Annotated in this window: 25 protein-coding genes and 1 tRNA gene; 7 read left to right on the top strand and 19 right to left on the bottom strand. The window is 68.5% G+C overall.

The annotated features are described in order from the left end of the window. The first annotated feature begins 10 nt into the window (after positions 1-10). Positions 11-943, top strand: coding sequence for a DMT family transporter (locus EOW65_RS16010; RefSeq protein WP_128151134.1), 933 nt, complete (start codon positions 11-13; stop codon positions 941-943). On the opposite strand, the gene EOW65_RS16005 is transcribed toward EOW65_RS16010, so the two are convergent. The 4 genes from EOW65_RS16005 to EOW65_RS15990 form a co-directional block, all read right to left on the bottom strand. Further along, complete coding sequence (locus EOW65_RS16005; protein ID WP_128151132.1) at positions 937-1,908, bottom strand: Csu type fimbrial protein; 972 nt, start codon at positions 1,906-1,908, stop codon at positions 937-939. The genes EOW65_RS16010 and EOW65_RS16005 overlap by 7 nt on opposite strands. Next, on the bottom strand, positions 1,905-4,256 hold the full coding sequence (locus EOW65_RS16000) for a fimbria/pilus outer membrane usher protein (protein ID WP_164880126.1): 2,352 nt from the start codon (positions 4,254-4,256) through the stop codon (positions 1,905-1,907). The genes EOW65_RS16005 and EOW65_RS16000 overlap by 4 nt, the downstream gene beginning before the upstream one ends. Before the next feature lie 25 nt (positions 4,257-4,281). Then, complete coding sequence (locus tag EOW65_RS15995; RefSeq protein WP_206364087.1) at positions 4,282-4,944, bottom strand: fimbrial biogenesis chaperone; 663 nt, start codon at positions 4,942-4,944, stop codon at positions 4,282-4,284. 65 nt (positions 4,945-5,009) lie between these two features. After that, positions 5,010-5,543 (bottom strand): Csu type fimbrial protein, encoded by a 534-nt coding sequence (locus EOW65_RS15990; RefSeq protein WP_128151126.1) that lies wholly within the window; start codon positions 5,541-5,543, stop codon positions 5,010-5,012. Positions 5,544-6,821: 1,278 nt separating this feature from the next. Between EOW65_RS15990 and EOW65_RS15985 the strand changes: the two genes are divergently transcribed. Then, positions 6,822-8,630 carry a histidine kinase N-terminal 7TM domain-containing protein gene (locus EOW65_RS15985; protein ID WP_128151124.1) on the top strand — a complete coding sequence of 603 codons (1,809 nt, stop codon included), beginning with the start codon at positions 6,822-6,824 and terminating at the stop codon, positions 8,628-8,630. A gap of 184 nt (positions 8,631-8,814) precedes the next feature. Here EOW65_RS15985 and EOW65_RS15980 read toward each other — a convergent pair. Next, positions 8,815-8,891: transfer RNA gene (locus EOW65_RS15980), tRNA-His, on the bottom strand. Positions 8,892-9,019: 128 nt separating this feature from the next. Here EOW65_RS15980 and EOW65_RS15975 point away from each other — a divergent pair. After that, positions 9,020-9,256, top strand: a complete 237-nt coding sequence (locus EOW65_RS15975) for a DUF6324 family protein (RefSeq protein WP_128151122.1) — start codon at positions 9,020-9,022, stop codon at positions 9,254-9,256. Here EOW65_RS15975 and EOW65_RS15970 read toward each other — a convergent pair. The 6 genes from EOW65_RS15970 to EOW65_RS15945 all read right to left on the bottom strand — a co-directional run bounded on the left by EOW65_RS15970 (position 9,240) and on the right by EOW65_RS15945 (position 13,274). Then, positions 9,240-9,710: an MmcB family DNA repair protein gene (locus tag EOW65_RS15970; RefSeq protein ID WP_128151120.1), complete on the bottom strand. Its 471-nt coding sequence runs from the start codon at positions 9,708-9,710 to the stop codon at positions 9,240-9,242. The genes EOW65_RS15975 and EOW65_RS15970 overlap by 17 nt on opposite strands. 317 nt (positions 9,711-10,027) lie before the next feature. Beyond that, positions 10,028-10,378 carry a hypothetical protein gene (locus tag EOW65_RS15965; protein WP_128151119.1) on the bottom strand — a complete coding sequence of 117 codons (351 nt, stop codon included), beginning with the start codon at positions 10,376-10,378 and terminating at the stop codon, positions 10,028-10,030. Between the two features lie 119 nt (positions 10,379-10,497). Continuing rightward, a complete protein-coding gene (gene nusB, locus EOW65_RS15960) occupies positions 10,498-10,998 on the bottom strand; it encodes a transcription antitermination factor NusB (protein ID WP_128151117.1) in 501 nt (166 codons plus the stop codon). Next, entirely contained in the window at positions 10,995-11,546 is a 552-nt protein-coding gene (locus EOW65_RS15955; RefSeq protein ID WP_128151115.1) for a 6,7-dimethyl-8-ribityllumazine synthase, read from the bottom strand. The genes nusB and EOW65_RS15955 overlap by 4 nt, the downstream gene beginning before the upstream one ends. A gap of 1 nt (position 11,547) precedes the next feature. Beyond that, a complete protein-coding gene (gene ribB, locus EOW65_RS15950) occupies positions 11,548-12,681 on the bottom strand; it encodes a 3,4-dihydroxy-2-butanone-4-phosphate synthase (protein ID WP_128151113.1) in 1,134 nt (377 codons plus the stop codon). Further along, positions 12,678-13,274, bottom strand: a complete 597-nt coding sequence (locus EOW65_RS15945; protein ID WP_113898917.1) for a riboflavin synthase — start codon at positions 13,272-13,274, stop codon at positions 12,678-12,680. Before EOW65_RS15945 ends, ribB begins: the two co-directional genes overlap by 4 nt. Positions 13,275-13,565: 291 nt before the next feature. Here EOW65_RS15945 and EOW65_RS15940 point away from each other — a divergent pair, with 291 nt between their 5' ends. The 3 genes from EOW65_RS15940 (at position 13,566) to EOW65_RS15930 (ending at position 18,015) form a co-directional block, all read left to right on the top strand. Then, positions 13,566-14,777 (top strand): capsule biosynthesis protein, encoded by a 1,212-nt coding sequence (locus tag EOW65_RS15940; RefSeq protein WP_394342753.1) that lies wholly within the window; start codon positions 13,566-13,568, stop codon positions 14,775-14,777. Positions 14,778-14,857: 80 nt separating this feature from the next. Next, a complete protein-coding gene (locus tag EOW65_RS15935; protein ID WP_128151109.1) occupies positions 14,858-15,988 on the top strand; it encodes a polysaccharide biosynthesis/export family protein in 1,131 nt (376 codons plus the stop codon). Then, on the top strand, positions 15,988-18,015 hold the full coding sequence (locus EOW65_RS15930; RefSeq protein WP_128151107.1) for a capsular polysaccharide biosynthesis protein: 2,028 nt from the start codon (positions 15,988-15,990) through the stop codon (positions 18,013-18,015). The genes EOW65_RS15935 and EOW65_RS15930 overlap by 1 nt, the downstream gene beginning before the upstream one ends. Here EOW65_RS15930 and ribD read toward each other — a convergent pair. From ribD to EOW65_RS15905, 5 genes are all read right to left on the bottom strand, one after another. Beyond that, positions 18,012-19,100 (bottom strand): bifunctional diaminohydroxyphosphoribosylaminopyrimidine deaminase/5-amino-6-(5-phosphoribosylamino)uracil reductase RibD, encoded by a 1,089-nt coding sequence (gene ribD, locus EOW65_RS15925; protein WP_128151105.1) that lies wholly within the window; start codon positions 19,098-19,100, stop codon positions 18,012-18,014. The two genes, EOW65_RS15930 and ribD, sit on opposite strands and share 4 nt — an antisense overlap. Further along, positions 19,097-19,564, bottom strand: a complete 468-nt coding sequence (nrdR, locus tag EOW65_RS15920) for a transcriptional regulator NrdR (protein WP_113898914.1) — start codon at positions 19,562-19,564, stop codon at positions 19,097-19,099. The genes ribD and nrdR overlap by 4 nt, the downstream gene beginning before the upstream one ends. 139 nt (positions 19,565-19,703) lie before the next feature. Then, entirely contained in the window at positions 19,704-20,120 is a 417-nt protein-coding gene (locus EOW65_RS15915) for a secondary thiamine-phosphate synthase enzyme YjbQ (protein WP_128151103.1), read from the bottom strand. Then, positions 20,120-20,440 (bottom strand): hypothetical protein, encoded by a 321-nt coding sequence (locus EOW65_RS15910; protein ID WP_128151101.1) that lies wholly within the window; start codon positions 20,438-20,440, stop codon positions 20,120-20,122. The genes EOW65_RS15915 and EOW65_RS15910 overlap by 1 nt, the downstream gene beginning before the upstream one ends. 57 nt (positions 20,441-20,497) lie before the next feature. Beyond that, positions 20,498-20,863: a winged helix-turn-helix transcriptional regulator gene (locus EOW65_RS15905; RefSeq protein WP_128151099.1), complete on the bottom strand. Its 366-nt coding sequence runs from the start codon at positions 20,861-20,863 to the stop codon at positions 20,498-20,500. Between the two features lie 105 nt (positions 20,864-20,968). On the opposite strand from EOW65_RS15905, the gene EOW65_RS15900 reads away from it, so the two are divergent. Continuing rightward, positions 20,969-21,832 carry an SDR family oxidoreductase gene (locus EOW65_RS15900; RefSeq protein ID WP_128151097.1) on the top strand — a complete coding sequence of 288 codons (864 nt, stop codon included), beginning with the start codon at positions 20,969-20,971 and terminating at the stop codon, positions 21,830-21,832. 1 nt (position 21,833) lies between these two features. On the opposite strand, the gene EOW65_RS15895 is transcribed toward EOW65_RS15900, so the two are convergent. From EOW65_RS15895 to rpoD, 3 genes are all read right to left on the bottom strand, one after another. Beyond that, a complete protein-coding gene (locus EOW65_RS15895; RefSeq protein WP_128151095.1) occupies positions 21,834-22,226 on the bottom strand; it encodes a hypothetical protein in 393 nt (130 codons plus the stop codon). Positions 22,227-22,339: 113 nt separating this feature from the next. Further along, the gene (locus EOW65_RS15890; protein ID WP_128151093.1) at positions 22,340-22,852 is read right to left on the bottom strand and encodes a mismatch-specific DNA-glycosylase; all 513 of its coding nucleotides are present in this window, start codon (positions 22,850-22,852) and stop codon (positions 22,340-22,342) included. Positions 22,853-22,883: 31 nt separating this feature from the next. Further along, positions 22,884-24,899: an RNA polymerase sigma factor RpoD gene (gene rpoD, locus EOW65_RS15885; protein WP_128151091.1), complete on the bottom strand. Its 2,016-nt coding sequence runs from the start codon at positions 24,897-24,899 to the stop codon at positions 22,884-22,886. Positions 24,900-25,030: the final 131 nt, after the last annotated feature.

Here is a 25,030-nt window from a genome sequence, read left to right as displayed (position 1 = left end):
GAGACCCGAGATGTCCCTCACCGACCTGACCGACAGCCCCCACGCCGAAACCCGCCGCACCGAAGGCTCCGCCTTCGTGCTGAGCGCGCTGGCCGCGGTGTTCTGGGGCTCGAATTTCGAAGCGACGCGGATCGTGCTGCAGGAGCTGCCGCCCTGGACAGCCGCCGCCGGGCGCTTCGTCTTTGCCGCGCTTGGCATCCTGCTGTGGCTGCGCCTCGCCGAGGGGGCGGGGCTGCGGGCGCTGCGGCGCAATGCCCTGGCCTTCCTCGTGCTGGGCGTGGTGGGGGTCGCGGGCTTCAACGCCGCACTTTTCCTTGGCATGCGCACCTCGAGCCCGGTCACCGCGGCGCTGATCATGGGGACGAGCCCGCTCACCACCAACCTGCTCGAGGCGCTGATCGGCCGACGCTGGCCAGCCCCGCGGGCGCTTTTCGGCATGGCGATCAGCCTGATCGGCGTGGCGCTGACCGTCGGTGCCTTCTCCGGCGCGCGCTTTGCCCCGGGCGATCTGCTGATCTTCGCGGGCAGCCTGGCCTGGGCGCTTTACACCATCGGCTGCCGTCGCTGGGTGCGGGACGCCAGCCCGCTCGAGACCTCGGCCTGGACGATGCTCGCCGGGGCCGTGACGCTGCTGGTCGCGGCCTTCGCCCTCGAAGACCCGCTCGCGATCGCCACGACCGCCTCGCCCACCGCCTGGGGCGCGACGCTGTGGATGGCGCTGATCGGCTCGGTGCTGGCCTATCTGTTCTGGCAGGTCGGAATCTCGGTGCGCGGCCCCGCGGCGACCTCGGTGCTGTTCAACCTGGTGCCGGTCTCGGCGCTGCTGATCGCCGCGGCCTTCGGCCGGATGCCGCACCTGACGCAGGTGATTGGCGTCGCGGTGGCGATCTTCGGCGTGCTGCTGGCAAGCGGGCGGATCGGCCGTCGCCCGCGCGCTCAGTAGGTCACCGTCACCACGACCGTATCCGAATAGGCGCCAGGCGGCGGTGTCGCCTGCGCCGGGACCCGGCCGTAGACGGTGAAGGCCTGCGCCGCGCCCTGCCCCGCGCCGGCCTGCGCCAGCCCGTCGGCAAGCGTGCCCCAGTCGAGGCTGCGCGCCGCATCCCGGTAAAGGCGATAGCTCACCGCATCGCCCGCGGTGCTGCGCATCTGCCGGTCTCCCGGGCCGCTGCCGTAGAACCCGTAGTTCAGCCCGACATCGAAGGCCGAGCCGAGCGTGCAGGTGACGCTGATCGCACTCGTCGCATCGAGCGCGGCACTCAGCACCCCGGTCGTGCCGAAGTCGAGATCGCCCGCGGTGACCAGACAATCGGGCGGCACCGTGGCCGAGACGGTGAAGCTGAAGCTCGCGCTACGGTTCACACACAGAAGCAGCAGGTTGCAGGTGCGATAGTCGACACGCACATCGGTCGGATCGCGACTGAAGACCGAGGCATAGCTGCCGGGTGCTACCCCGGCCTGCCCGCCCGACACCCGGCCGTAAATCGGGATATCGAGGCCGGTGGTGGTCAGCAGATTGAGCAGCGAAGCATCGTTGAGGGTGATCGGCGCACCGCCGTAGCTCCAGTAATTCGAGCCGAGCACCTGGCTGCGCGCCGCGTCGCGATAGAGCTGATAGTTCAGCGCCGTCGCGGTGGTGCCGCTGACCATCTGCCGCGCGCCGGAGCTGGCGCCGCCCAACCCTTCGCCGATGCTGATTGTGAGGGTGATCGAGGACAGGAGACCGAGGAAGGTGGAGCAATCCGCGTGGATGATGCCGCTGCTGTCGGTGGGGCTGCCGCCCAGCACATCGACCGCGCCGAACACCACATCGGTCGCGGAGAAGCTGCAGCTCTGCGCCCGTGCGGCGGCGGTGGCGCCAAACCACAGCAGCAGGGCACTCAGCAAAGCAGCGATCGCGCGTCTCATTGGCACAGCACCCCGCGGATCTCGGGGATCGTGCCGGGCGTGTCGACATAGGGAAACCGTGCACGGCAGCTGTGGCCGTCGGGATAGCTCACCGCGATCTCGTTCTCGGCACCGAGGCCAAGCGCGTAGACGAGCCCGTCATAGCCCACGAGGATCGGCTCGCCCGTGCCATTGACCCGTGCCGCCCCTCCCACCGGCAGCGGCACGCCTGCAGCATCGATGAGGCCGATGAGCGCGCCATGCGCCTCGGTCTCGACGCCGAAATCGACGGTGACGCCGTTGCGATAGGCCGGGCGGACAATGCGCCGGGTCTCGCCTGTCACCGCATCCAGCGGCAGGCTCGCGGTGTCGATGGCAAGGCTGTTGCCCTCATAGGAACGCAGGTCCGGCACCAGAAGCCGCCCGCCCGGCCCGGTGCGGCCGACGGCGCGGTTCTCCGCCTCGACCGCGACACCCGGCGCGCCGGCATCGACCACGGCGAAGGCATCGTCGATCCGGCGCGACAGGAACAGCCCACCCCCCGCCGCGACCAGCGCCCCTTCAAGCCGCAGCCCGGCGCCCGAGCTTTCGCCATAGCGGCGCAGCGCCACCTCGGCGCGGCCGAGCCGGCCGGTGCGCGCCAGCCGCGCATCGGCGAGCGCGCCGCCATCGGTGTGGCCAAGCTGTCCGCGCCAGTCCCAGCCCTCTTCGCGCAGGCCGCTGCGACCCGAGGCATAAAGGGTGCTGCGCGCCGCGCCGCCGCGGCTTTCGGTGTTCGCCCCGGCGCTGCCGCGCCGCCCGAAGGGCAGCGACAGGCCAAGCCCGACCACGGTGTCGGCGCCGTCGCCCTGCACCGAATAGGCCGAAAGGTTCAGCGAACCCTCGGCCAGGATCGGCCGGCTGTAGCTGAGCCCGAAGCTGCGCTCGGCGCTGCCGTCGGTGCGGCCGAGATCGGCAGCGAAAAGGCTCATGCTCGTCCCGCCGGCGACGGTGAGCGGCACCGAGAGCGCAACCTGCCCCAGATGGCGCAGCGGCGCCGAACTGACGCTCCCGGCCACGGTTTCAGCGCTGACCGAGGCAATGTCATCGAACTGCCCCCAGCTGCGCTGGAACCGGCCAGAAAGCTGCACCCGGCCAAGATGGAACCGCCCCGAAACCTCGGCAAGGCGGCCGTGATCGGTGGCGGTGCGGCTGTCGGCGAAGGTCAGCCCAGCGGTGCCGCGCGTGCCGATGCGGAAGGTGGCGCCCAGCCCTGCAAGCTGCAGCCCCTCGCCCGCCTCGCCGTGAAACTGCAGCGTGACCGCATCGCTCAGCCCATAGCGCAGCGAGGCGACGCCATATTGCCCGTCGCCATAGCGGTCCTCGCCGGTACCGAGCCCGAGCCGCGGCCGGCCGAACGCCAGCGCGTAATCGAGCGTGCCGTGGCGCAGCAGCTCGTCCGAGACGAGGAAGGGCAGCGCCACCTGCACCTCGTGGCCGGTGACGTCGCGCAGCACCACGGTCGCGAGCCCCGAGCCCGTCGGCAGCGGCAGATCGGAAATCGAGAACGGCCCCGCCGGCACGTCGGCGGCATAGGTGCGGATCGAGCCAGAATAGACCTCGACCGTCGAGGGCACCTCGGCGCTGCCGGAATAGGAGGGCAAGGGCAGCGTCACAAGATCGGGGCGAAGCGCGAAATTGCGCTCGATCATCACCCCGCCAAGGCGCACCGGGCGCGACCAGCCCGGGCCGCGGCTGGTGACATCCCCGAATTGCAGCTGCGCGGCGCGGCCCGGAAAGGCCGAGCGCCAGAAGGTCTCGAGCCGGCGATAGGCGGTTCCCGCGCCGGCGTCGCCGGTCAGCACGAAACCGTGGCTGATCGCCCCGAAGGGGGTGAAGAGGCGGGCATCGAACGTGCCGGACTGGCTGCTGTCGCTGCCACCGGCCCCGCCATAGGTCTCGAAGTCGAGCTGGTAATTCAGCACGAGCCCGGTGCCGGTATCGACCGGAGGCAGCCCCTCCTCCGCGGCCAGCGGGTCAGGCGCGCGGGCATTGAGGGCGCGCGGTGCGCGCGCGGCGGGCGCGGCCTCGAAACGGATCGTCTGCGCCGGCTCGTCGAGCGTCCAGTCGAGTCCGGGCAGCGCGTCGAGCGGCACGAGGCCGCTGCGCGCCACCGCGTCAGGCAGGATGCCGCTGTCGCGCAGCTCTCCGGCCTCGGCGCACAGCGTGCCGTCGACGCCCTCGCGGAACTCCGAAATCAGGTTCATCGGCGCGCCGTTGACGAAAACCTCGAGATACAGCGCGCGGGCCTGCAGATCGGCGCAGGCCGCCTCCTCGGCGCGGGCCGGGGCAGCAAGGGTCAGGGCAGCAAGGGACAGGAGCAGATGCACGGACAACACCCGAGGGCGCTGCCGCTCACTCCCGCCCGAGCGGCACATCGAGCGTTCCGAAGTTGGTCTGCGCCCTGAGCCGCATCGCGCCGCTGCCCAGCCGGCCCGAGCCGATCGGCCATTGCATCACCGAACCGCCGAGCACGTAGCCGAGCAACCCCGGCCGTCGCACCGCACCGCCAAGCGTCACATCGGCGATGCGCAGATGCAGATCGCCCGTGTTGCGCGCGACCAGAACAGCGCCCGCACCGCTGCCGCGGATCGACCAGCGCAGCTGTGGCGCCGTCGCACCGGCACCGACGAAGAACACCGGCAGCCGCAGTTCGGTGGCGAAATTCACCCGCCCGCTGCGGGTCATGCGCCGGTCCGGCACCTCGTCGACGATAACGCGATAGGCCTCTTCGCCGCGAATGCGTCCCTTCGCCGTGCGCACCACCCGCAGCGTCTGACTCGCGCCCGGGGCGATGCGGGTCATCGGCGGGCTGACCACCACATCGCGCGTCGGCTCGAGGCGCTCGGTGCCGTTGCGCTGCACCCAGCGATAGACGCGGGCCTGAACGGTCATCACCGCGCGCCCCTCGTTGCGCAGCATCAGCTTGCCCGCCGCCGCAGGTGCCGCCACCTCGAGCAGCACGGGCGCCACCCGCAATCCCTCCGCCGCCGCGGCAAGCGGCAGCAGCGATGCCAAAACGGCCGCGCAGACTGCGCGGCACAGAAACGACAGCCTCCCCATGTCTCCTCCGGGCCGTTGTCTCAGAAGGTTACCGTGACCGTCACGGTGTCCGTGTAGGTCCCCGTGGCGGGCGTGGCCTGCGCCGGAACCCGGCCATAGATGGTGAAGCTCTGCGTCGACCCGGTGCCGGTGCTGCTCACCGTATCGGTGGCCACGGTGTCGCCCCAGTTCGTGGTGTGCGCCGAGTCCGAGAACATCTGATAGTCAATGGTTGCGCCGCCGCCGGTCATCTTGCGCGTCGTCGTCGTTGCCCCGCTGCCGCCGCCCGCGCTCAGGCCGATGTCGTAGGCGGTGCTCGGCGTGCAGACGACATCGAGCGTGCTGGTGGTGTCGACCGCCGCCGTCAGCACGCCCGTAGTGCCGAAATCGAGGGTATTGGTCGCGGTGATCTGGCAGTCGCTCTGAATGGTGATGGTGACGCCGAAGCTGTCGGTCACGGTCGCCGCTGACGCGCCGGTTGCCGCGGCCAGCAAACCAGCCACAACGACCGTCGTCCTCGGGAGGGCCCCGGCCAAGGCGGCAACGCCGGGAAGCACTTGTTCAAGGGGTTTCATGGGAACTCCTGTTCGCGAAGAAAATCCGTCGGGCACAAAACGCGCGCCATGCTTACAAACCTGTGGGAAGCTTACCCCCAAAGCCTCCCGCTTGGCCAGAAGTTGCCGCAAGGGAAGGCAATTCCCAGGCACTGCAGCACGGCGGCATCACCCGGCCCGGTCACGCGAAGAGGCCGCCCTGCGCGCCAGATCGGGCTGGCAGCTTTCGCACCCTGCCGTCCCGCCGAGCAGCCGAGCAGCCGAGATCCTCGAGGATCGGGCAATCGGGCCAGTCGCGCCGCAGCAGGCCTCGGCGAGATGGCACAGCGTCGCCAGACGCCTGCACCCGCCCGAAGCCGGGACCAGCACCAGATCGGTGAGCTGCGACCGCCCCCTCGGTCAGGGTGCCGGTCTTGTTGAACGCCACCATGCCGACGTCGTGCAGCCCTGCAGCGGCTCGCCTGCGAGGCGCGCCCCTTCACCCGCCCCCCCCCGCCCCGCGCCCGAACAGGATCGGCGCAACGAGAACCGCCGCCGCGACGGCCCGGATCAGCGCCGCGCGGTCAAGCCCATGGCCCGAGACAGCGGCCTGCTCGGTCGTAAGGTTGACCGGGACCGCGAAGCCCCCCGGGACCGCCGTAAACGCCCTTCCCCCCGCCCGAGAGGTCAAGGTGAAGACCACGGTGCCGGCCGCGGCGCTGGCAGATGCCGGGTTCGCCCCCGCCGAAGCCTGAGCCGTCACAGCGCCGACGCGCTCTCCCGGAACGGCGGGGGAGAAAGGGGCCGGGGCTTTCACCGCACGCCGGCGACACGATCACGCCAGGATCGCCAGGGCCGATGGCGAGAGGCGCGCGCGGACGCCTGCGCCGTACCGACCGGACATCTTCGGGCTGCGCGGCACAGGCTGCTGCCGCGGCCGTCCAAAGTCGCGGTGAAAGCGCGCTGACGGCGCATCGCGGCAGGGGCCGGCCGGGGCCGCGACACACAACCTGTCGAGGAGTGGCCGCCCCCGGCCAAAGCCGCCCGGGCCCGCATATCCGGACCGGAAAAGCGCTCCGGACCATACCCGAGAATCGGTCGCGGCCGCATTTCCGACCCGCGAGAAGGCCCGCATGAACTGGCCTTTCTGCCTTGTTTTCAAAACCTTCGCGCTGTACCGTCGGCACCGTTGACCCAACGGCATCAGGCCCCGCATCTTGCATCCGAGGCGAGAGGTCTCTGGTGCCAACCCAAAGAAATCTCGACATGATCTCGCCTCCACACTGCCCAACGTGCAAACCTAGGTTGTCGAAGTAGACCATGAGCTGCCTGACGAGTCTGGAATTCACCTTCGCATCTGCGTTTGCGGCGGCGCTGTGGGCGGCCTGCGCCCTCATCCTGGTCTGGGTCGTCAGGAACAACCGTTTCGCCGGCAGACCCGCCTTCATCCTGACATTGCTGGCGATGCTGTGGTGGCTGTTCACCGTCACCTTCGACCTGGCCTCGCCAGACGAGACCTGCAAGGTCGGCTGGTCGCTGGCCGCCTGGCCCGGGATCACCCTGCTGCCCATCGCCTGGGCGTTCTTCGTCTTCGACTACACGATGAACACCCGCCCGGGCCGGCAGCCGGTCCGGCTTTTGCTCTATCTCGGCCTGCCATCCCTCGTCAGCATCATCGCCCTGACGAACAGCCAGACGCACCTGCTCTACGGCACCGGAACCCGGCTTGTGACACAAGGTGCGCATCGGTTCGTCTTCTTCGACCACGGCCCGCTCTTCTTCGCCGTCGCCGCCGGCCTCTATATCTTCGTGAGCAGCGCCCTCGGCGTGCTCGCCTATGCCTTCCTCAGGGCAAAGAAGATCATCCGCCCCTTCCTCGGGGTCCTGATCGGCATCACCGCCGTGCCGCTGGCCGGCAACCTCGCCTATGTCGGCTGGGGGGTCACCATGTTCGGATACGACCCGACGCCGTTCATGTTCGCGGTCGCGCTCATTGCCCTGAGCTGGCTGCTGCTGAACAACACGATGATGGACACTGCCGCGCAGGGTCGGAACCTGCTGTTCTACGCCACGCAGGACCCGGTGATCATCCTCGACGCCGAGGGGCGGTTCGCCGGCGCGAACCCCGCCGCCAAGGCACTGTTCGGCAAGAAGATCCCGCGGCGGGGCGAAACCCTCGATCAGCTGGAGAAAATCGGCCCGGTCCTGAGCCCCTTCATCCGCACCGGCGAGCTCGGGAGTGCGGATCCGATCCGGCTGCGGGGGCGCGCCTTCGACCCGCGCGTTCTGCCGATTGAAAGCCCGATCCAGACCAAGCGGCCCCTGCTCGGCTGGTCCGTCTCGCTGGTGGACATCACCGAACGGGAACAGTCGGCGGAGGCGCTGCGCGAGGCGCTGGCCCGTGCGGAAGCCGCCAATCATGCCAAGTCGCAGTTCCTTGCCATGATCAGCCATGAATTACGGACCCCCCTGACCTCGGTGAAAGGCGGGCTGGATCTGGCACTCCATGGCGCGGCGGGAGAGGTCAGCCCTGCACTCATGACCTTGCTGACCATCGCCCAGAGGAACAGCCTGCGGCTGCTGAAACTGGTGGATGATGTCCTTGATCTGCAAAAGCTCGACCTCAGCACGATCACCCTGAGGCTGCAGGATCTGGACGCAGACGCATTCCTGCGCGACGTCATGGAGGAATACGAGGCCTATGCCGCGGAAACCGGCGTCCGGCTGACCACCACCTCGGCGCAGGTGCACCGGCAGCTGCGCGCCGACCCAGACCGGCTGAAACAGGTCGTCGGCAACGTGATCTCCAATGCCGTCAAATTCTCCCCCGAGGGAGGGCAGGTTGCGTGCTCGACCCGGCTGATCGGTTCGCGCCTGCGGATTTCCGTGCAGGACAGCGGGATCGGCATTCCGGACAACAAGGAAGACCAGGTTTTCGGACGGTTCAACCAGGTCGAGAGCGGTTCCTCGAAAGTGTCCGGGGGCTCGGGGCTCGGGATGCATATCGCCAAGATTCTGATCGAGCGGATGGACGGCGCGATTTCCTATGAAAGCCGCCTCGGCATCGGCACCACCTTCCACATTGATGTCCCGCTTGGCCCGCAGACGCACGCGCCAGTAACCGCCTGAGCCCGGGGCCTGTCATCGGCCCTCCCCCGCGACGGGGCGAGCCCCGGAGTGCCGGGCCGACCGGCGCCGCGCGCGGTGCGTTCCGGACGCACGGCGACAACCGGCCTTTGCAAACAGTCTGCAAACCGTTTCCCGGTCAACCGGCAACGGTCCTCGCAAAGCCAGCACAGTGTGAGGAGAGAAATGGTACCGCCTTCCCGGTTCGAACGGGAGACCCCCAGATCCACAATCTGGTGCTCTAACCAACTGAGCTAAGGCGGCACTGCGCGAGGATTTAGCGGCAGCCGCGCGGGATTGCAAGGGGCGGAAACACCCCATTCGGCATTTTCCGTTGCTTCGCGCCCGGCTTGGCGTTAGCCGTCGGGCTCGAGAGTTGCGGAGGCCACCCCATGAGCATCAACAAGCAAAGCGACATCGCCGGTGACCTGCAGATCGGGCCGACCGATCACGGCATGGTGCGCATCTACATCGTCGGCGAGGATTTCGAGTTCCCCTTCGACTTCGACCCCGAAGAGGCCGAAGACATCGCCGAAGAACTGATGGCCGCGGCCGAACAGGCCCGCGCCATCGCCGAGGACCAGGGCGGCAAGTCCGCCAAGGGCCAGAAGCCTAAGGGTAAAAAGTAACCCCCGCCGGCCCCGGCGCCAGCGGCAGGCCGGGGTCTGTGCGCCCCTGCAGCCGCAGCGCCGCGGTGCGGGCAAAGCCCTGCGTCACCGCCTTGCGCCGCGCCGGCGCCAGCCGCACCTCGGGCGCCATCCGGGCGATCTCGCCGCCGAAGCGGTCAGCACGGATCAGCCCGGTGTCGGCGGGCAGGATCTCGGCCGGGAAATCGGCATCCACCGCCCAGAAGAATCGGTCGGCATAGTCGAGATAGCCGCGCCACTTGTGGTCCGAGGTGAAATCAGCCCGCCCCGACTTGCATTCGACCACCCAGATCTCGCCCTTGCGGCCAAGCGCCATGACGTCGACGCGGAGCCCCGGCTTCGGCACCAGCTCTGTGACGCAGGCAAAGCCGTGATCGACAAGGCAACGGCAGGTGCCGCGGGCGAGAAGCTGACCGGGGGTGAGATCCTGGGACATGGGGCGAATGTGAACGAAACGTAAACATTTGTCCAGCCGGCAAAGCGCGTGCCCTCCCCCTTGCCGAAGCGGCATCACGCGCCTATCTCTGGCCTCGGCGGTTACTGCTCTTCGCGTCAATGGGGCCCTTTTCCAGTGGCCGATAACCATTCCTGAGGGGGCTGGCTCTGTCGAGATCCTGGTCTCGTTACCTGGCCCCCACCTGACTTGTCAGGCTCTCGGGAAATTCACGCCCCGACGGTCGCTGCGGTTTCCGCCACCCAATGAAAAAGCCCCCCGCAGCGCGGAGGGCTTTTTCGTTCCGGGGTGCGCCGGCATCAGCGCGGCAGGCGCTGTGCCTTGCGGCTGGCCTTGACCTCGACCGGCACCGGAATCGGCGCCATCTGCACCGCGGTGTCGAGCCCGGCCGGGATCGCGTCGCGCTTGCCGCCGCCCGGGGGCGTCTCATCCTCGGCCATGCGCATGATGGTGATCGCGAACTGCACGCCGGCAAAGACCACGGTATTCGCCAGGAAGAGAATGGCCAGCGCGATATAGCCGATGTCAGACGACAGGATCAGGTGGCGCAGATGCGCGACGTCGAAGCCAAGCAGCAGGCCGACGAAGGCCGCCGAGAGGCCGGCGCCGAAGATGATGTTGCGGATATAGAGGCGGACGAGTTCGGGCATGACGATTCCCCTTTCGTTACATGCAATGTAACGCATGTCTGACGGATTCAAACAGTCCGGAATGCCGCAGGGGAAAATTCTTTTCCCCGATGCGGCAGATGCCCGCCAGACGGGCAGGCTCAGAACGCCTCGGGCCGGATCTCGCGCGCCATGTGGTCAAGCACGGCGTTGACGAATTTCGGCTCCTTGCCGTCCGGGAAGAAAGCGCGGGCGACCTCGACGAACTCGTTGATGACGACGCGGGCGGGCGTCGCCGGGTTCACGAGTTCCGCCCCCGCGGCGCGGAACAGCGCCCGCAGCACCGGGTCGATCCGGTCGATCGGCCATTTCGCCACCAGCGCACGGTCGGTCGCCTGGTCGATCTTCGCCTGCCACATGACCGCATCGTCAAGCAGCCGGCGGAACAGGTTCATGTCGCCTTCCGCCAGCGCCTCCTCGCCCTCCTCGAGGGCAAGGCCGAAGCGATAGCTCTCGAATTCGAGCGCGACGCGGTCCACCCCCTGCCCCGAGGCCTCCATCTGGAACAGCGCCTGCACCGCATAGAGCCGCGCGGCGGATTTCATCCGGCGTTTCTCGTCAGAGGTCAGCTTCTTCGGGGTCTCGGGGGCGGTATCGGTCATGCTTGGCTCGGTCCTTCGGTCTCGCCGGCAAGGCGGATCGACTCACCCTGCGGGCGGAAGCCGATCCCCTGCGTCCGGCCCGCCCATTTGCGCGACAACGCGACAAGATGCAAGGCCGCAGCAGCAGCACCGCCACCCTTGTTCTGATCGGCCGGGTCGGCGCGGACCTCGGCCTGAGGCCGGTTCTCGACGGTCAGGATGCCGTTGCCGATGCACACGCCCTGCAGGCCGAGCATCGTCAGCCCGCGCGAGCTGTCGTTGCACACGGTCTCGTAATGCGTGGTCTCGCCGCGGATCACGCAGCCGATCGCGACGAAACCGTCGTAATCGGCCATCCGCGCCGCCATGCCGATCGCCGTCGGGATCTCGAGCGCGCCGGGCACCTCGATCACATCGACACTCGCGCCGGCCTCGGCCGCAGTGGCCTTCGCGCCGGCGATCATGTTGTCGGCGATGTCGCGATAATAGGGCGCGACGACGATGAGCAGACGCACCGGCTTGTCGAAGACCGGCAGCGGCAGGGTGTAGTGCTGTTCGTTCGCCGCCATCTCAATACCCCCGCGTGCCGTCGATCTCGAGCCCGTAGCCATCCAGCCCCACCACCTTCGGCAGGCCCGAATTGGTCAGCAGGATCAGCTTAGACAGGCCAAGCGCCGACAGGATCTGCGCGCCGAGCCCGTATTGGCGCAGCGTCTGCGGCGAGGTCTCGCCGGGCTGGGCCATCTTCATTGAGGTCTCGCGCAGCAGCACGACGACGCCGCGCCCCTCGGCCGCGATCGCCTCCATCGCGCGCCCCATCTCGCCGGCCCTGGCCGGGGTGAGGCCCAGAACGTCGGCCATCGGGTCGAGCGCATGCATGCGCACCAGAACCGGTTCGGGCGTGGTGATGTCGCCCTTGGTCAGCACGATGTGCTCAGCGCCCTCGGTCTCGTCACTGAAGACGCGCATCGACCAGTCGCCGCCGAAAGCCGAACGCACCGGCTTCTGCGCTGTCTCGCGCACCAGGTTGTCATAGCGGCGCCGATAGGCGATCAGCTCGGAAATCGTGCCGATCTTCAGCCCCTGACGCTGCGCGAAGGCAACGAGGTCGGGCAACCGCGCCATCGTGCCGTCTTCGTTCATGATCTCGCAGATCACGCCGGCGGGGTTCAGCCCGGCAAGCCGCGCGATGTCGACCGCGGCCTCGGTATGGCCGGCGCGGACGAGCACCCCGCCCTCGCGGGCGCGCAGCGGGAAGACATGGCCCGGCGTCGCGATATCGGCCGCGCCCTTGGCCGCATCGATCGCCACCGCGATGGTGCGGGCGCGGTCATGCGCCGAGATCCCGGTGGTCACGCCCTCGCGCGCCTCGATCGAGGTGGTGAAGGCGGTTTCCTGCCGCGAGGAATTGTTCGCGCTCATCAGGCTCAGCCCGAGCGCATCGACGCGCGCCCCGGTCAGCGCCAGGCAGATCAGCCCGCGGCCATGCGTCGCCATGAAGTTGATCGCGTTCGGCGTCGCCATCTGCGCCGGGATCACGAGGTCGCCCTCGTTCTCACGGTCTTCGTGGTCGACAAGGATGAACATCTTGCCGTTCCGCGCATCCTCGATGATTTCCTCGATCGAGGAGATCACGTCGGAATAGCGCTTTTCCACCGGACCGGGCGTATCGTGAAGGCCGGACTTGTCCACCGGTTGGGTCATGCGTTCCACTCCTGCAGCCGCGCGACATAGCGTGCGAGCGTGTCGATTTCGAGATTGACCGGGTCGCCGGGCTGCGCCGCGCCCCAGGTCGTCGCCGCCTTGGTGTGCGGGATGATGTTGACGCCGAAGGTAGTGCCTTCGACCTCGTTCACGGTCAGCGAGGTGCCGTTGAGCGCCACCGAACCCTTCGGCGCGATGTATTTTGCCAGCGCCTCGGGGGCGCGGAAGGTGAAGCGGGTGCTGTCGCCCTCGTCGTGCATCGCGACGATCTCGGCCACGCCGTCGACATGGCCCGAGACGATGTGCCCGCCAAGCTCGTCGCCGACTTTCAGCGCCCGTTCAAGGTTGAGCCGCCGGCCAATGTGCCACGAGTTCCGCCCGATGCTGGTCTTCGACACGGTCTCGGCCGAGATCTCGACGTCGAACCAGTCCGCGCCCTTGGCGATCACCGTCAGGCAGACGCCGTCGCAGGCGATCGAGGCGCCGATGTCGACGCTCTCCATGTCGTAGTGGCAGCCGATCCGCGCGCGCAGATCGCCCGCCTGATCGAGCGCCCGGACCTCTCCCATATCGGTCACGATTCCGGTGAACATCCCATCCCCCTTGTATGGCTGCCCCTGCCTAGCCCGCACCGCCCCGGCACGCAAGACCTGCGCCCCGGGCCCGCCCCGCACAGCCCCTCTGCAAAAACGCCGGCATTGTCCCGGTCTTGCCGCATTGGTGCCGCGAACCGGCGCGAGACTGACAAGAATTCCCCGTGACAGCTGCGGCTTTTCGGCCCAGAAGAAGAAGAGTTCCGGAACCAGTTCATGCATCGTCACTCCAGTCACACCTTCCTCTTGCTGCAGGGTCCGCACGGCCCCTTTTTTCACCAGCTGGGGCGGATGCTCGGGGCCGCCGGTGCGGGCGTCTGGCGCGTCGCCTTCAACCGCGGCGACGAGGCGTTCTGGTTCAACAAGGCAACGCTGATCCGCTACACCGGCACCCCCGAGGACTGGCCCGCCCGCATCCGCGCGCTGCTGGCAGAAAAGGGCGTGACCGACCTTGTCCTTTACGGTGACACCCGCCCGATCCACGCCGAGGCGATCGCCGCCGCCCGCGCCGCCGGGGTGACGGTGCATGTCTTCGAGGAAGGCTATCTGCGCCCCTACTGGGTAACCTACGAGCGCGGCGGCTCGAACGGCCATTCGCGGCTGATGACCCTCGGCGTCGCCGAAATGCGCGCCGCGCTTGCGCAAAGCGAGATCGAGTTCCCCGAGGCCCCGCCCCGCTGGGGCGACATGCGCCACCACATCTTCTACGGCGCGCTCTACCATTTCTTCGTGATGGCGCTGAACCGGCGCTATCGCGACTTCCGCCCGCATCGCGACATAACCGTAATCGAGGAGTTCCACCTCTATCTGCACCGGCTGCTGCTGATGCCCGTCTACCGCATCGAACGGGCGCTCGCCACGCTGCGGGTGCGGCGGGGCGGCTTTCCGGTGCATCTGGTGCTGATGCAGCTCGAGCATGACTCGAGCTTCCGCATGCACTCCTCCTTCGCCTCGCAGACCGAGTTCGTCGAACTGGTGATGGAGGGCTTCGCCGCCGGCGCCCCCGCCCATCACCATCTGGTCTTCAAGGCCCACCCGCTCGAGGACGGGCGCGCACCGATCACCCGCGCGATCCGCGAGGCGACGGTGCGGCTCGGGCTTAAGGGGCGGGTGCATTTCATCCGCGGCGGCAAGCTTGCGGGCCTGCTTGCACAGGCGCGCAGCGCCGTCACCGTGAACTCGACCGCCGCGCAGCAGGTGCTGTGGCGCGGCCTGCCGCTCAAGGCCTTTGGCCGGGCGGTCTTTGACAAACCTGAATTCGTCTCGGCCCAGCCGATTGCCGAATTCTTCGCCAGCCCCCGCCGCCCCGACACCCGCGCCTATCGCGACTACCGCCACTATCTGCTGGAAACCAGCCAGGTGCCGGGCGGGTTCTACTCCACCCGCGGCCGACGGATCCTGCTGCGCCAGGTCGTGGACATGATGCTGTCACCCGAGGACCCCTATGACGCGCTGACCGCGGGGAACGCGGCGCCCCGGCAACAGTTGCGGGTGGTGCGCTGAACAGACTGGTTTTTTCTTGCGGTTTTCGTTAACTTCAGCCGCAAAAGCCTAAAAGCGCCCCCGCGAGAGGAGCACGAGCAGTGAACGTCAATCCGTCCCGCAGGACCCTTCTTCTGGGCCTGTCTGCGGCTCTTCTGGGCACCGCCTCCTGCGGCCTGCCCCGGTCCGGCCCGAACAAGCGCGAGATCTTCGCCGGCTCGGTGATGAAGCAGGGCGACGCCTTCGTCGTCACCGTCAACGACCACGTGGTGCGGGCGACCGCGGTGCAGCCGGCACTCGGCTTCACCTCCTCCTTCATCAAGGCGGGCGTGCTCGGCTCTGACACCATCAACCCCGGCGACACGCTGACCCTGACGATCTGGGAAAACGTCGACGACGGCGTGATGAGCAAGAAGGGCGTGCCGACGCAGCTGACCGAGGTGCAGGTTGACGGCGCGGGCTATATCTTCATCCCCTATGCCGGACGCATCAAGGCCGCGGGCAATTCGCCCGACGCGCTGCGCAAGGTCATCACCGAGAAGCTCGATGCGCAGACGCCGGACCCGCAGGTCGCGGTGGCGCGCGCGCCCGGCGACGGCTCGACCGTCTCGGTGATGGGCGCGATCGCCGGTCAGGGCGTCTATGCGATCGAACGGCCGACCCGCACCCTCTCGGCGATGATCGCGCGGGCGGGCGGCGTGACCGTCAAGCCCGAGGTCGCGAAGATCACCGTCACCCGCGGCACCAAGACCGGCACGGTCTGGCTCAAGGATCTCTACGAGAACCCGAAGATGGACATCGCCCTGCGCGGCGGTGACGTCATTCTGGTCGAACAGGACACCCGCTCCTTCACCTCGCTCGGCGCCACCGGCTCGCAGGCGCGCGTGCCCTTCGAGACGCAGACGCTCAGCGCGCTCGAGGCGATCGCCACCGTCGGCGGGCTGCAGACCGGTCTGGCCGACCCGACCGGCGTCTTCGTGTTCCGCAACGAGCCGGCCGAGATCGCCGCGGTCGTTCTGGGCCGCAACGACCTCGTGGGCGACCAGCGCATGGTCTATCTGCTCGACCTGACCAGCCCGAACGGCATGTTCCTGGCGCGCGATTTCGTCATCCGCGACGGCGACACCGTCTATGTGACCGAAGCGCCCTACGTGCAGTGGCAGAAATCGCTCTCGGCGATCACCGGCTCGCTCGGCCCTGTCAACTCGGTCAGCAACCTCGCCGGGAACTGATGCCCGGCGTCACGCCCGATCCGGCCGCCGGGGAGCCTTCCCGGCGGCTTTTCTTCTACAACGGCGGCTTCCTGCGCGAACGCCGGCTGCGGCAGATCCTGCGCGCCGCGGGCTGGTCGCTGCATCTGGGCCTTCCCGGCCCCACCGACCGCGTCGTGGTCTGGGGCCGCTCGCCCTATGCGCACCGCGGCGAGGCGGTGGCGGCGCGGCGCGGCGTCGGACTGGTGCGGCTCGAGGACGCCTTCCTGCGCAGCGTGCATCCCGGGCGCGCGGGTGGCGACGGGCCGCTCGGCCTGCTGATCGACCCCGAGGGCGTGCATTTCGACAGCGCCCACCCGTCGATGCTGGAGCGCCTCCTGGCCCGCCATCCGCTCGACGACACTTACCTTTTGCAACGGGCGCGCGACGGAATCGGCCGGCTGAAGACGCTCGATCTGTCAAAATACAACAATTTCGACGAACGCCTCGAACCGCCGCCGCCGGGCTATGTACTGGTGCTCGACCAGACCGCGGGCGATGCCTCGATCACCCATGGCGGGGCCAGCGCCCGCACCTTCCGCGAGATGCTGGCCGTTGCGCAGATCGAGCATCCGGGCGCGCGGATCCTGCTCAAGACCCACCCCGAGACCCGCGCCGGGCTGCGCCCCGGCCATTACGGCCCCGAGCATTGCGATGCCCGCACGCAGCTGTTCACCGACCCCGTCTCGCCCTGGCAGCTGCTCGACGGCGCGATCGCGGTCTATACCGTCTCCTCGCTGATGGGGGTCGAGGCGATCCTTGCCGGCCACCGGCCCCGCGTCTTCGGCCAGCCCTTCTATGCCGGCTGGGGCCTGACGCAGGATGAGAATCCCGTCGCCCGGCGCGAACGCCGCCTGACCCGCGCCCAGCTGTTCGCCGCAAGCCACATCCTTGCCCCGACCTGGTTCGCCCCGTGCCGGCAGCGGATCTGCAGCTTCGAGGAGGCCGTCGATCAGCTCGAGGCCGAGGTCCGCGCCTGGCGGCAGGACCGCGCCGGCCATGTCGCCAGCGGCATGCGGCTGTGGAAGCGACGCCCGCTGCAGCAGGTCTTCGGCCGCGAGACGCCGCTGCGCTTCGTCGATCCGCCGGCGCGCGCGGCGCAGGTGGCACGCGACAGCGGCCGCAGCCTGCTGGTCTGGGCCGGCAAGGCGCCCCCTGACCTGCCCGCGCTGCGGGTCGAGGACGGTTTCCTGCGCTCGCGCGGGCTGGGCGCCGAGTTGATCCCGCCGCTGTCGCTCGTCACCGATGCGCAGGGCATCTATTACGACCCCACCCGCCCCTCGGATCTCGAGACGCTGATTTCGCACGAGCCGCCCCCCGGCGGGCGGCTGCGGGCCGAGCGCCTGCTCGCGGCGATCCGCAAGGCAGGGGTGTCGAAATACAACCTCGGCGGCGCCCTGCCCCCGCTGCCCGAAGGCCACCGGATCCTGGTGCCCGGACAGGTGGAAGACGATGCCTCGATCCGGCTGGGCGCTGGCAAGACTTGCAGCAATCTGGCATTGCTGGCGCGGGTTCGGGCCGAAAACCCCACCGCAATTGTCCTTTTCAAACCTCACCCCGATGTCGAGGCGGGTCTGCGCCCGGGCCGCGTGGAACCGTCCGAGGCGCTGCGGTTCGCCGACCAGATCGTCGAACAGGCCGATCCCGTCGCCCTGATCGGGGCGGTGCACGAGGTCTGGACGATGACCTCACTTCTCGGCTTCGAGGCGCTGATCCGTGGGGTGCCCGTCACCGTGACCGGCGCGCCCTTCTATGCCGGCTGGGGGCTGACCCGCGACCTGGGCAGGGTCCCGGCCCGACGCAGCGCACGGCCCGACCTGCTCGCCTTCGTTCATGCCGTGCTGATCGCCTATCCGCGCTATTTCGACCCGGTCTCGCGCCGCCCCTGCCCGCCCGAGGTCGTGCTCGACCGGCTGGCGAACGGCCCGTTGCCTGCGCCCGGGCCGCTGAACCGCAGCCTCGCGAAACTGCAGGGGGCCTTCGCCGCCTGGGCCTTCCTCTGGCGCTAGCGCCGCCAGCGGTGCAGCACGTTACCGCCCAGCGTCTCGACCGAGGCAAGGGTGAAGCGCGGCGCATCCGGCAGATGCGCCAGCCCCAGCGGGCCAAGCGCCGGGCGGGCATCGGCGCCAAGCGCCACACCCGCGGTGAAGCCGATCAGCTCGTCGACCAGCCCCGCCCGCATCAGCGCCGCGGCGAACTGGCCGCCGCCCTCGCAAAACACCCGGGTCAGGCCGCGCGCGCCAAGCGCCACACTCAGCGCGGCGACGTTAAGCCCTTGACCCGCAAGAGGAACCTCGATCAGTTCAGCCCCAATCCCGGCCCAGAAGGCACGCGCCTCAGCACCCGCGTCGGGCCCATGCACCAGCCACAGCGGCGCCTCGGAAACCGAACCCGCCAGCCGGTCGCGCGGCAGGTCAAGCCCGGCGGAAGCCACGACCCGCACCGGCTGCCGCAACGGGGTGAAGCTGCGCACGGTCAGCAGCGGGTCATCCGCCCGCGCCGTGCCGCCGCCGACCAGCACCGCGTCGAAGCGCGCGCGCAGCGCATGCACCCGCGCCCGTGCCGGGGCCGAGGTGATCCACTGGCTCTCACTATTCGCAAGCGCGATGCGGCCATCGAAACTGGTCGCGAGTTTCAGCGCGAGCCAGGGCCGGCCACGAGTGATGCGGCTGAGAAACCCCGCCTGCAGCGCCCGCGCCTCGGCCTCCATCAGCCCGACATCGACCGCAAGCCCCGCCGCGCGCAGCATCGCATGGCCACGGCCCGAGACCCGCGGGTCGGGGTCTTCCTGCGCGCTGACCACCCGGGCAACGCCGGCGGCGATCAGCCCCTCGGAACAGGGCGGGGTCTTGCCGTGATGGGAACAGGGTTCGAGCGTGACATAGGCGGTCGCCCCCCGCGCCGCCGCCCCGGCCATGTCGAGCGCGCGGCGTTCGGCATGGGGCCGCCCGCCCGGCTGGGTCCAGCCGCGACCGACGATGCGGCCCTCGTTCACGATCACACAGCCCACCGCCGGATTCGGCCAGACATTGCCAAGGCCCCGCGCCGCAAGGCCAAGCGCAAGCGCCATGAAGCGCCGGTCGGCGTCGCTCACTCGCTCTCGCCCGTCTGCGGCCGCAGCTCGGAGACGAACTTGTCGAAATCGTCGGCAGCCTGGAAGTTCTTGTAGACGCTCGCGAACCGAACATAGGCAACGGTGTCGATCCGGGCCAGCGTCTCCATCACGATCTCGCCGATGGTGCGCGACGGGATGTCGGTATCGCCGAGGCTTTCGAGCCGCCGCACGATGCCGGAAATCATCTGGTCGATGCGATCGGGCTCGATCGGGCGCTTCTGCATGGCGATGCGGATCGAGCGTTCCAGCTTGTCGCGGTCGAAATCCTCGCGCTTGCCCGAGGATTTGATCACCACGAGGTCACGCAGCTGCACCCGCTCGTAGGTGGTGAACCGACCGCCACAGGCCGGACAAAAGCGCCGGCGCCGGATCGCCACATGGTCCTCGGCCGGGCGGCTGTCCTTCACCTGTGTGTCGACATTTCCGCAAAACGGGCAGCGCATGGCTTCTCCCTTTTCCTGTTCCCGCCGCATGTGGGGCCTGGTGCCCCGGTTATCCACAGGACTATAGGGGCGGGCCGAGCTTTTGGGTAGCACAAATGTGAGACCACCAGATCCGGTGGCACGGTGTGGCGAGCGGGACTCAGCGCAGCAGCGCCACCACCTCGCGGCGGTGCGGCGCCCGCCGATGTTCGAAAAGGTATATTCCCGGCCAGGTTCCAAGCGCCATCCGGCCAGAAATGACGGGAATCTGCAGGCTGGTCGGCAGCAATGCCGCCTTCACATGGGCCGGCATGTCGTCCGGCCCCTCGTAGGTATGGGTCATCCAGGCGCATTCCGGCTGGTCCGAGGGCGGCACCAGCCGGTGCAGCGCCTCGGTCAGATCACGGCGCACCTCGGGGTCGGCATTCTCCTGGATCACCAGGCTCGCCGAGGTGTGGCGCACGAAGAGGGTCAGCAGTGCTTCCTCGGGGGCCGCCTCCGCGATCCAGGCGCGCAGCTCGTCGGTGAAGTCGTAAAGCCCCGGGCCGCGTGTCGCGATCTCGACGCGGCGGTGCATCACGCGCCGGGCTGCGCAGCCTCGCGCCCCTTGGCATAGATCGCCAGACACTCGGGGTTGATGTCCATGATCGCGCGTTCCCTGGCGAAGGCCTTGTCGACCGCCGCGGCATCGAGCCCGGTCTTCGGCACGCCCACCGGCGCTTTCGAGCCGTCGGCGATACCGGTCATCAGGGTATAGCTGCCATCCTTCTCGGCCGTGACCAGGGCAAAGCAGGTGCCCGCCTTGTCGAGGCTCGGCGCGGTCGGGTCGGTCGACATCCCCTCGAGCGTGCAGGCACCAAGCAGCATCGGGAAAAGCAGGAACAGGCGCGCGGTCATCGGATCCTCCGGAAGTCTTTTCCCAGAGGTAGCAGGCCCGCGCGCGCGGCGAAAGCCCTAGGCTTGCGCGGCGAAGGCCGCGCGCGCGGTGGCGATCTCGGGGGCGGAGGCCTTGGCCCAGTCGATCAGCGCGCAAAGCGGGCCAAGCAGCGAGCGGCCCAGATCAGTCAGCGCATATTCGACGCTCGGCGGTTTCGTCGCGAAGACCTTGCGCGCGATCAGCCCGTCGCGTTCGAGATCGCGCAGCGATTGCGTCAGCATCCGGCGTGAGATGTCGGGCAGGCTGCGGGCGAGCGCATTGAACCGGCACGGGCCCGGCTCGAGTTCGAGCAGGATCAGTGTCGTCCATTTCGCCGCGATATGGTCGAGCACGTGGCGCACCGGGCAATTGGCGAGGTCCATCTGGTCCAGCATGTCGCGCATCGGTTCCCTCCAGGTAACCTTGGCAGGAAAACCTGCCTCCTTTCCGCAGATCGTTGCGGTCTCTAAAAGAGACTTATACACGATTCGCAACCGGAGGAAACGGAGATGAGCGAACAGACTTACATGGTGACCGGCGCCAACGGGCAGCTGGGCCAGCTGGTGATTGCGGCGCTGCGGGCGCGGGTTGCGCCCGGCCAGATCATCGGCCTGGTGCGGCGCCCCGAGGATGCGGCGGCGCTCGAGGCGCAGGGCCTCGGTGCGCGCCTTGGCGATTACGACGACGTCGACAGTCTGACCGCCGCCTTTGCGGGGGTTGATCGGCTGCTGCTGATCTCGGGCTCGGCCGTGGGCCAGCGCGCGCGCCAGCACGGCAATGTCGTCGCGGCGGCGAAGGCGGCGGGCGTCGGTTTCATCGCCTATACCTCGATCCTGAACGCGCAGGGCTCGGCGATGGCCCTGGCGGCCGAGCACAAGGCGACCGAGACGATGATCGCCGAGAGCGGCATCGCACACAGCTTCCTGCGCAACGGCTGGTATTCCGAGAACCTGCTCGCCTCGCTCGACACCGACCTGAGCCTTGGCAAGCATTTCGGCGCGGCCGGCGCGGGGCGGTTCTCGACCGCGCCGCGGCACGATTATGCCGAGGCGGCGGCCGTGGTGCTGGCCGGCAGCGGACACGCGGGCAAGACCTATGAGCTTGCCGGCGACGCCAGCGTGACGCTCGCCGACTTCGCGGCGCTGCTGTCGCAGGCCTCGGGCAAGCCAGTCGCCTATGTCGACATGCCGGAAGTGGACTATGCCGCGGCGCTGATCGGCGCGGGCCTGCCCGAGGGCTTTGCGAAGATCCTCGCCGACAGCGATGCGCAGGCGGCGAAAGGCGCGCTTTACAACGCGAGCCACACGCTCTCGGCGCTGATCGGCCATCCGACCGAGCCGATGGCCGAAACCATCGCCCGCGCGCTGGCCTGACCTAGTTGAAGGGCAACAGCGGCACGAGCGGGCAATAATGCTGCGCGGCGGCCGCGCTCAGCCCCTTGTCCTTGGCGCCGAAGCGGGTGAAGCCGCTGTCGGTCGCCCTGGCATCGCTGAGCGAGAAATCCACCCCCTCGCCCGCGTGGCGCGGCGGGGGGGTGGTGCGGTAGATCCGCGTCGAGGGGGGCAGGCCGCGCCCGCGCAGGACGAAATCGCCCGCGGCACACCAGAAGTCGTCATTGCCGGTGAGGCCACCGAAGGCGACGTGGAACTCCTGCCCGCCGGTGGGCGCGACGCGCAGCCCGTTCAGCGCGAGGAAATCGCCGGCCGAAGCGGAGCCGGCAGCAAGGGCGAGACCGGCGGCGGCGAGGGTTGAGACAAGGACACGCATGGGAAACTCCCTGAAGCCACCCGACGCGACCGGGCAAGGGAAGGGTAGACCTGCAGGGGCGGAAGTCCAAGGGGAAGCGAAGGGGCGCCGCCCCCTCTTCGGCTGCGCCGAATTCACCCCCGAGGTATTTCCGGCAAGGAGAAAGGGATTTCGCGCAGGAAGGTGCCGAAGGCGCGCCAGATCCCCTCGTCCCAGGCCCCGTTCGCCGCGCCCGAGGTCGAGGGCAGGATCCAGACCGGAACGCCGTCGAGCTCGATCGGGCCAAAACCGACGCGGGGTGCACCGAGGAAGCGGCGCGCCGCGTTCTTGCCGTTGAAGGCGAAGCTGTGCGGGCGGTGCTGCGCAAGGAAGGCCCGCAGCCGCGCGGGATCATAGGCCTGTGCCGGGATCTGGGCGTCGCCGCCCGACACGCCCTTGGCGAGATCGGTCAGGCCGATGCCGAAGTGCAGAAGCCGCGCCTCGTCACCGACGGCGAGCGGCTCCGGCACGAGGCCCGCGCGGTGCAGCACCGGCCAGAACTTGTTGCCCGGCCCCGCATAATAGCGCCCGAGCTCGGCCGAGCGGCGGCCGGCGGCGGTGCCACAGATGATGGTGCGCAGGCCGGGGGCGGCGAAATCGGGCAGCATGGCAAAACGCCCCCTTTCGGGGGCGCCTGTCTCACTGATCGAGGAAGGAGCGCAGCTTGCGCGAGCGCGAGGGGTGCTTGAGCTTCCTGAGCGCCTTCGCCTCGATCTGACGGATACGTTCGCGGGTGACCGAGAACTGCTGGCCGACTTCTTCGAGCGTATGGTCGGTGTTCATGCCGATACCGAAGCGCATGCGCAGCACACGTTCCTCGCGCGGCGTAAGCGAGGCCAAAACCCGCGTCGTCGTCTCCTTCAGGTTTTCCTGAATGGCCGAATCCAGCGGCAGGACCGCGTTCTTGTCCTCGATGAAATCGCCGAGCTGGCTGTCTTCCTCGTCGCCGATCGGGGTTTCGAGCGAGATCGGCTCCTTGGCGATCTTCATCACCTTGCGGACCTTCTCGAGCGGCATCTGCAGCTTCTCGGCCAGCTCTTCGGGCGTCGGTTCGCGGCCGATCTCGTGCAGCATCTGGCGGCCGGTGCGCACGAGCTTGTTGATCGTCTCGATCATGTGCACCGGGATGCGGATGGTGCGCGCCTGATCGGCGATCGAGCGGGTGATCGCCTGCCGGATCCACCAGGTCGCATAGGTCGAGAACTTGTAGCCGCGGCGATACTCGAACTTGTCCACCGCCTTCATCAGGCCGATGTTGCCTTCCTGGATGAGGTCGAGGAACTGCAGCCCGCGGTTGGTGTATTTCTTCGCGATCGAGATCACGAGGCGCAGGTTCGCCTCGACCATTTCCTTCTTGGCCTGACGCGCCTCTTTCTCGCCCTTCTGCACCTGGTTCACGATGCGGCGGAATTCGGAGATGTCGACGCCGACATACTGGCCGACCTGCGCCATCTCGGCGCGCAGATCGTCGACCTTGTCGCCCGACTTCTCGAACAGCGTCGCCCAGGTCCGACCGCCCTTCGCCTGCATCCGGTCGCCCCAGGTCGGGTCAAGCTCGTAGCCGCGGTATTCCTCGATGAACTCGCGGCGGTTGACGCGGGCAGCATCGGCAAGCTTCACCATGCCGCTGTCGATCGACATGATCTTGCGGTTGATGCCGTAGAGCTGGTCGATCAGCGCCTCGATACGGTTGTTGTGCAGATGCAGCTCGTTGACGAGGCCGACGATTTCCGAGCGCAGCTTCTGATAGGCCGCCTCTTCGGCGACCGAGAAGGTGCCGTCCTCGTTCAGCGTCGCCGACATCCGCAGGTCCTGCATCTCGGCCAGCGTCGCATAGTCGCGCGCGATCACCTCGAGGGTTTCCAGAACCTTCGGTTTCAACGCCGCTTCCATCGCGGCGAGCGACATGTTCGAGCCTTCGTCGTCTTCCTCGTCGTCGTCCGAACGCATCAGCGGGTTGCCGTCGGCGTCGAGTTCAGGCTCGTTCGCGGCGCGGCGCGGGGCCGCGGCGCCCACGGCGGGCGCCTCGCCGACCTCGCCCCCCTCGACCGGGGCCTCCATGTCGTCGTCATCGCCGTCACCGTCGAGCGAGCGCCCGAAGGTCGCCTCGAGGTCGATCACGTCGCGCAGCAGGATCTCTTCGCTCAGAAGCTCGTCGCGCCAGATGGTGATTGCCTGGAAGGTCAGCGGGCTTTCGCACAGGCCCGCGATCATCGTGTTGCGGCCGGCCTCGATGCGCTTGGCGATGGCGATTTCGCCCTCGCGCGACAGCAGCTCCACCGACCCCATCTCGCGCAGATACATCCGCACCGGGTCGTCGGTGCGGTCGAGGGTCTCGCTGGTCGAGGTGGCAACCGCGATCTCGCGCGAGCCGGAGCCGGTCTCGGCCACGGCACCGCCCGCCTCGGGTTCTTCACTTTCTTCCGCCTCGACGACGTTGATGCCCATCTCCGAGAGCATCGACATCACATCCTCGATCTGGTCGCCCGACACCTGCTCGGGCGGCATCACGGCGTTCAGCTGGTCGTAGGTGATATAGCCACGTTCCTTCGCCTCGGCGATCATCCGCTTGACCGCGGCTTTGCTCATGTCGAAGGAGGTGTCCTCGTCCGCGGCGGTGTCGGGCTTGTTCTCGTCGATGTCCTTGGCGGCCATGTGCGCTCCTGCTCGGGCTTTCTCGGGCGTCGTCACGCCGGTGGGCCGGGGCGCGACGGGATCGAATCGGTTGATCTGTCTTATCGAATCATGGGGTCGAATCACAGGGCCGAATCGGCCCTTTTGCGCAG

Source organism: Paenirhodobacter ferrireducens (assembly GCF_004022265.1).
Lineage (GTDB): Bacteria > Pseudomonadota > Alphaproteobacteria > Rhodobacterales > Rhodobacteraceae > Rhodobacter > Rhodobacter ferrireducens.
Note: the sequence above shows the minus strand (reverse complement) of the source record. Positions and strands in the feature narration are given on the sequence as shown.

Coding starts and splice junctions, on each gene's coding strand:
- EOW65_RS15910 (WP_128151101.1), bottom strand. CDS start 20,440: ATGACCGCGCGCCTGTTCCTGCTTTTCCCGATGCTGCTTGGTGCCTGC.
- EOW65_RS15945 (WP_113898917.1), bottom strand. CDS start 13,274: ATGTTCACCGGAATCGTGACCGATATGGGAGAGGTCCGGGCGCTCGAT.
- rpoD (WP_128151091.1), bottom strand. CDS start 24,899: ATGGCCGCCAAGGACATCGACGAGAACAAGCCCGACACCGCCGCGGAC.
- EOW65_RS15895 (WP_128151095.1), bottom strand. CDS start 22,226: ATGCGTGTCCTTGTCTCAACCCTCGCCGCCGCCGGTCTCGCCCTTGCT.
- EOW65_RS15890 (WP_128151093.1), bottom strand. CDS start 22,852: ATGCTGCCCGATTTCGCCGCCCCCGGCCTGCGCACCATCATCTGTGGC.
- EOW65_RS15930 (WP_128151107.1), top strand. CDS start 15,988: ATGCCCGGCGTCACGCCCGATCCGGCCGCCGGGGAGCCTTCCCGGCGG.
- EOW65_RS16010 (WP_128151134.1), top strand. CDS start 11: ATGTCCCTCACCGACCTGACCGACAGCCCCCACGCCGAAACCCGCCGC.
- EOW65_RS15915 (WP_128151103.1), bottom strand. CDS start 20,120: ATGCACCGCCGCGTCGAGATCGCGACACGCGGCCCGGGGCTTTACGAC.
- EOW65_RS15990 (WP_128151126.1), bottom strand. CDS start 5,543: ATGAAACCCCTTGAACAAGTGCTTCCCGGCGTTGCCGCCTTGGCCGGG.
- EOW65_RS16005 (WP_128151132.1), bottom strand. CDS start 1,908: ATGAGACGCGCGATCGCTGCTTTGCTGAGTGCCCTGCTGCTGTGGTTT.
- EOW65_RS15965 (WP_128151119.1), bottom strand. CDS start 10,378: ATGCCCGAACTCGTCCGCCTCTATATCCGCAACATCATCTTCGGCGCC.
- EOW65_RS15985 (WP_128151124.1), top strand. CDS start 6,822: ATGAGCTGCCTGACGAGTCTGGAATTCACCTTCGCATCTGCGTTTGCG.
- EOW65_RS15940 (WP_394342753.1), top strand. CDS start 13,566: ATGCTCGGGGCCGCCGGTGCGGGCGTCTGGCGCGTCGCCTTCAACCGC.
- EOW65_RS15975 (WP_128151122.1), top strand. CDS start 9,020: ATGAGCATCAACAAGCAAAGCGACATCGCCGGTGACCTGCAGATCGGG.
- EOW65_RS15955 (WP_128151115.1), bottom strand. CDS start 11,546: ATGGCGGCGAACGAACAGCACTACACCCTGCCGCTGCCGGTCTTCGAC.
- EOW65_RS15905 (WP_128151099.1), bottom strand. CDS start 20,863: ATGCGCGACATGCTGGACCAGATGGACCTCGCCAATTGCCCGGTGCGC.
- EOW65_RS15900 (WP_128151097.1), top strand. CDS start 20,969: ATGAGCGAACAGACTTACATGGTGACCGGCGCCAACGGGCAGCTGGGC.
- nusB (WP_128151117.1), bottom strand. CDS start 10,998: ATGACCGATACCGCCCCCGAGACCCCGAAGAAGCTGACCTCTGACGAG.
- ribB (WP_128151113.1), bottom strand. CDS start 12,681: ATGACCCAACCGGTGGACAAGTCCGGCCTTCACGATACGCCCGGTCCG.
- nrdR (WP_113898914.1), bottom strand. CDS start 19,564: ATGCGCTGCCCGTTTTGCGGAAATGTCGACACACAGGTGAAGGACAGC.
- EOW65_RS15970 (WP_128151120.1), bottom strand. CDS start 9,710: ATGTCCCAGGATCTCACCCCCGGTCAGCTTCTCGCCCGCGGCACCTGC.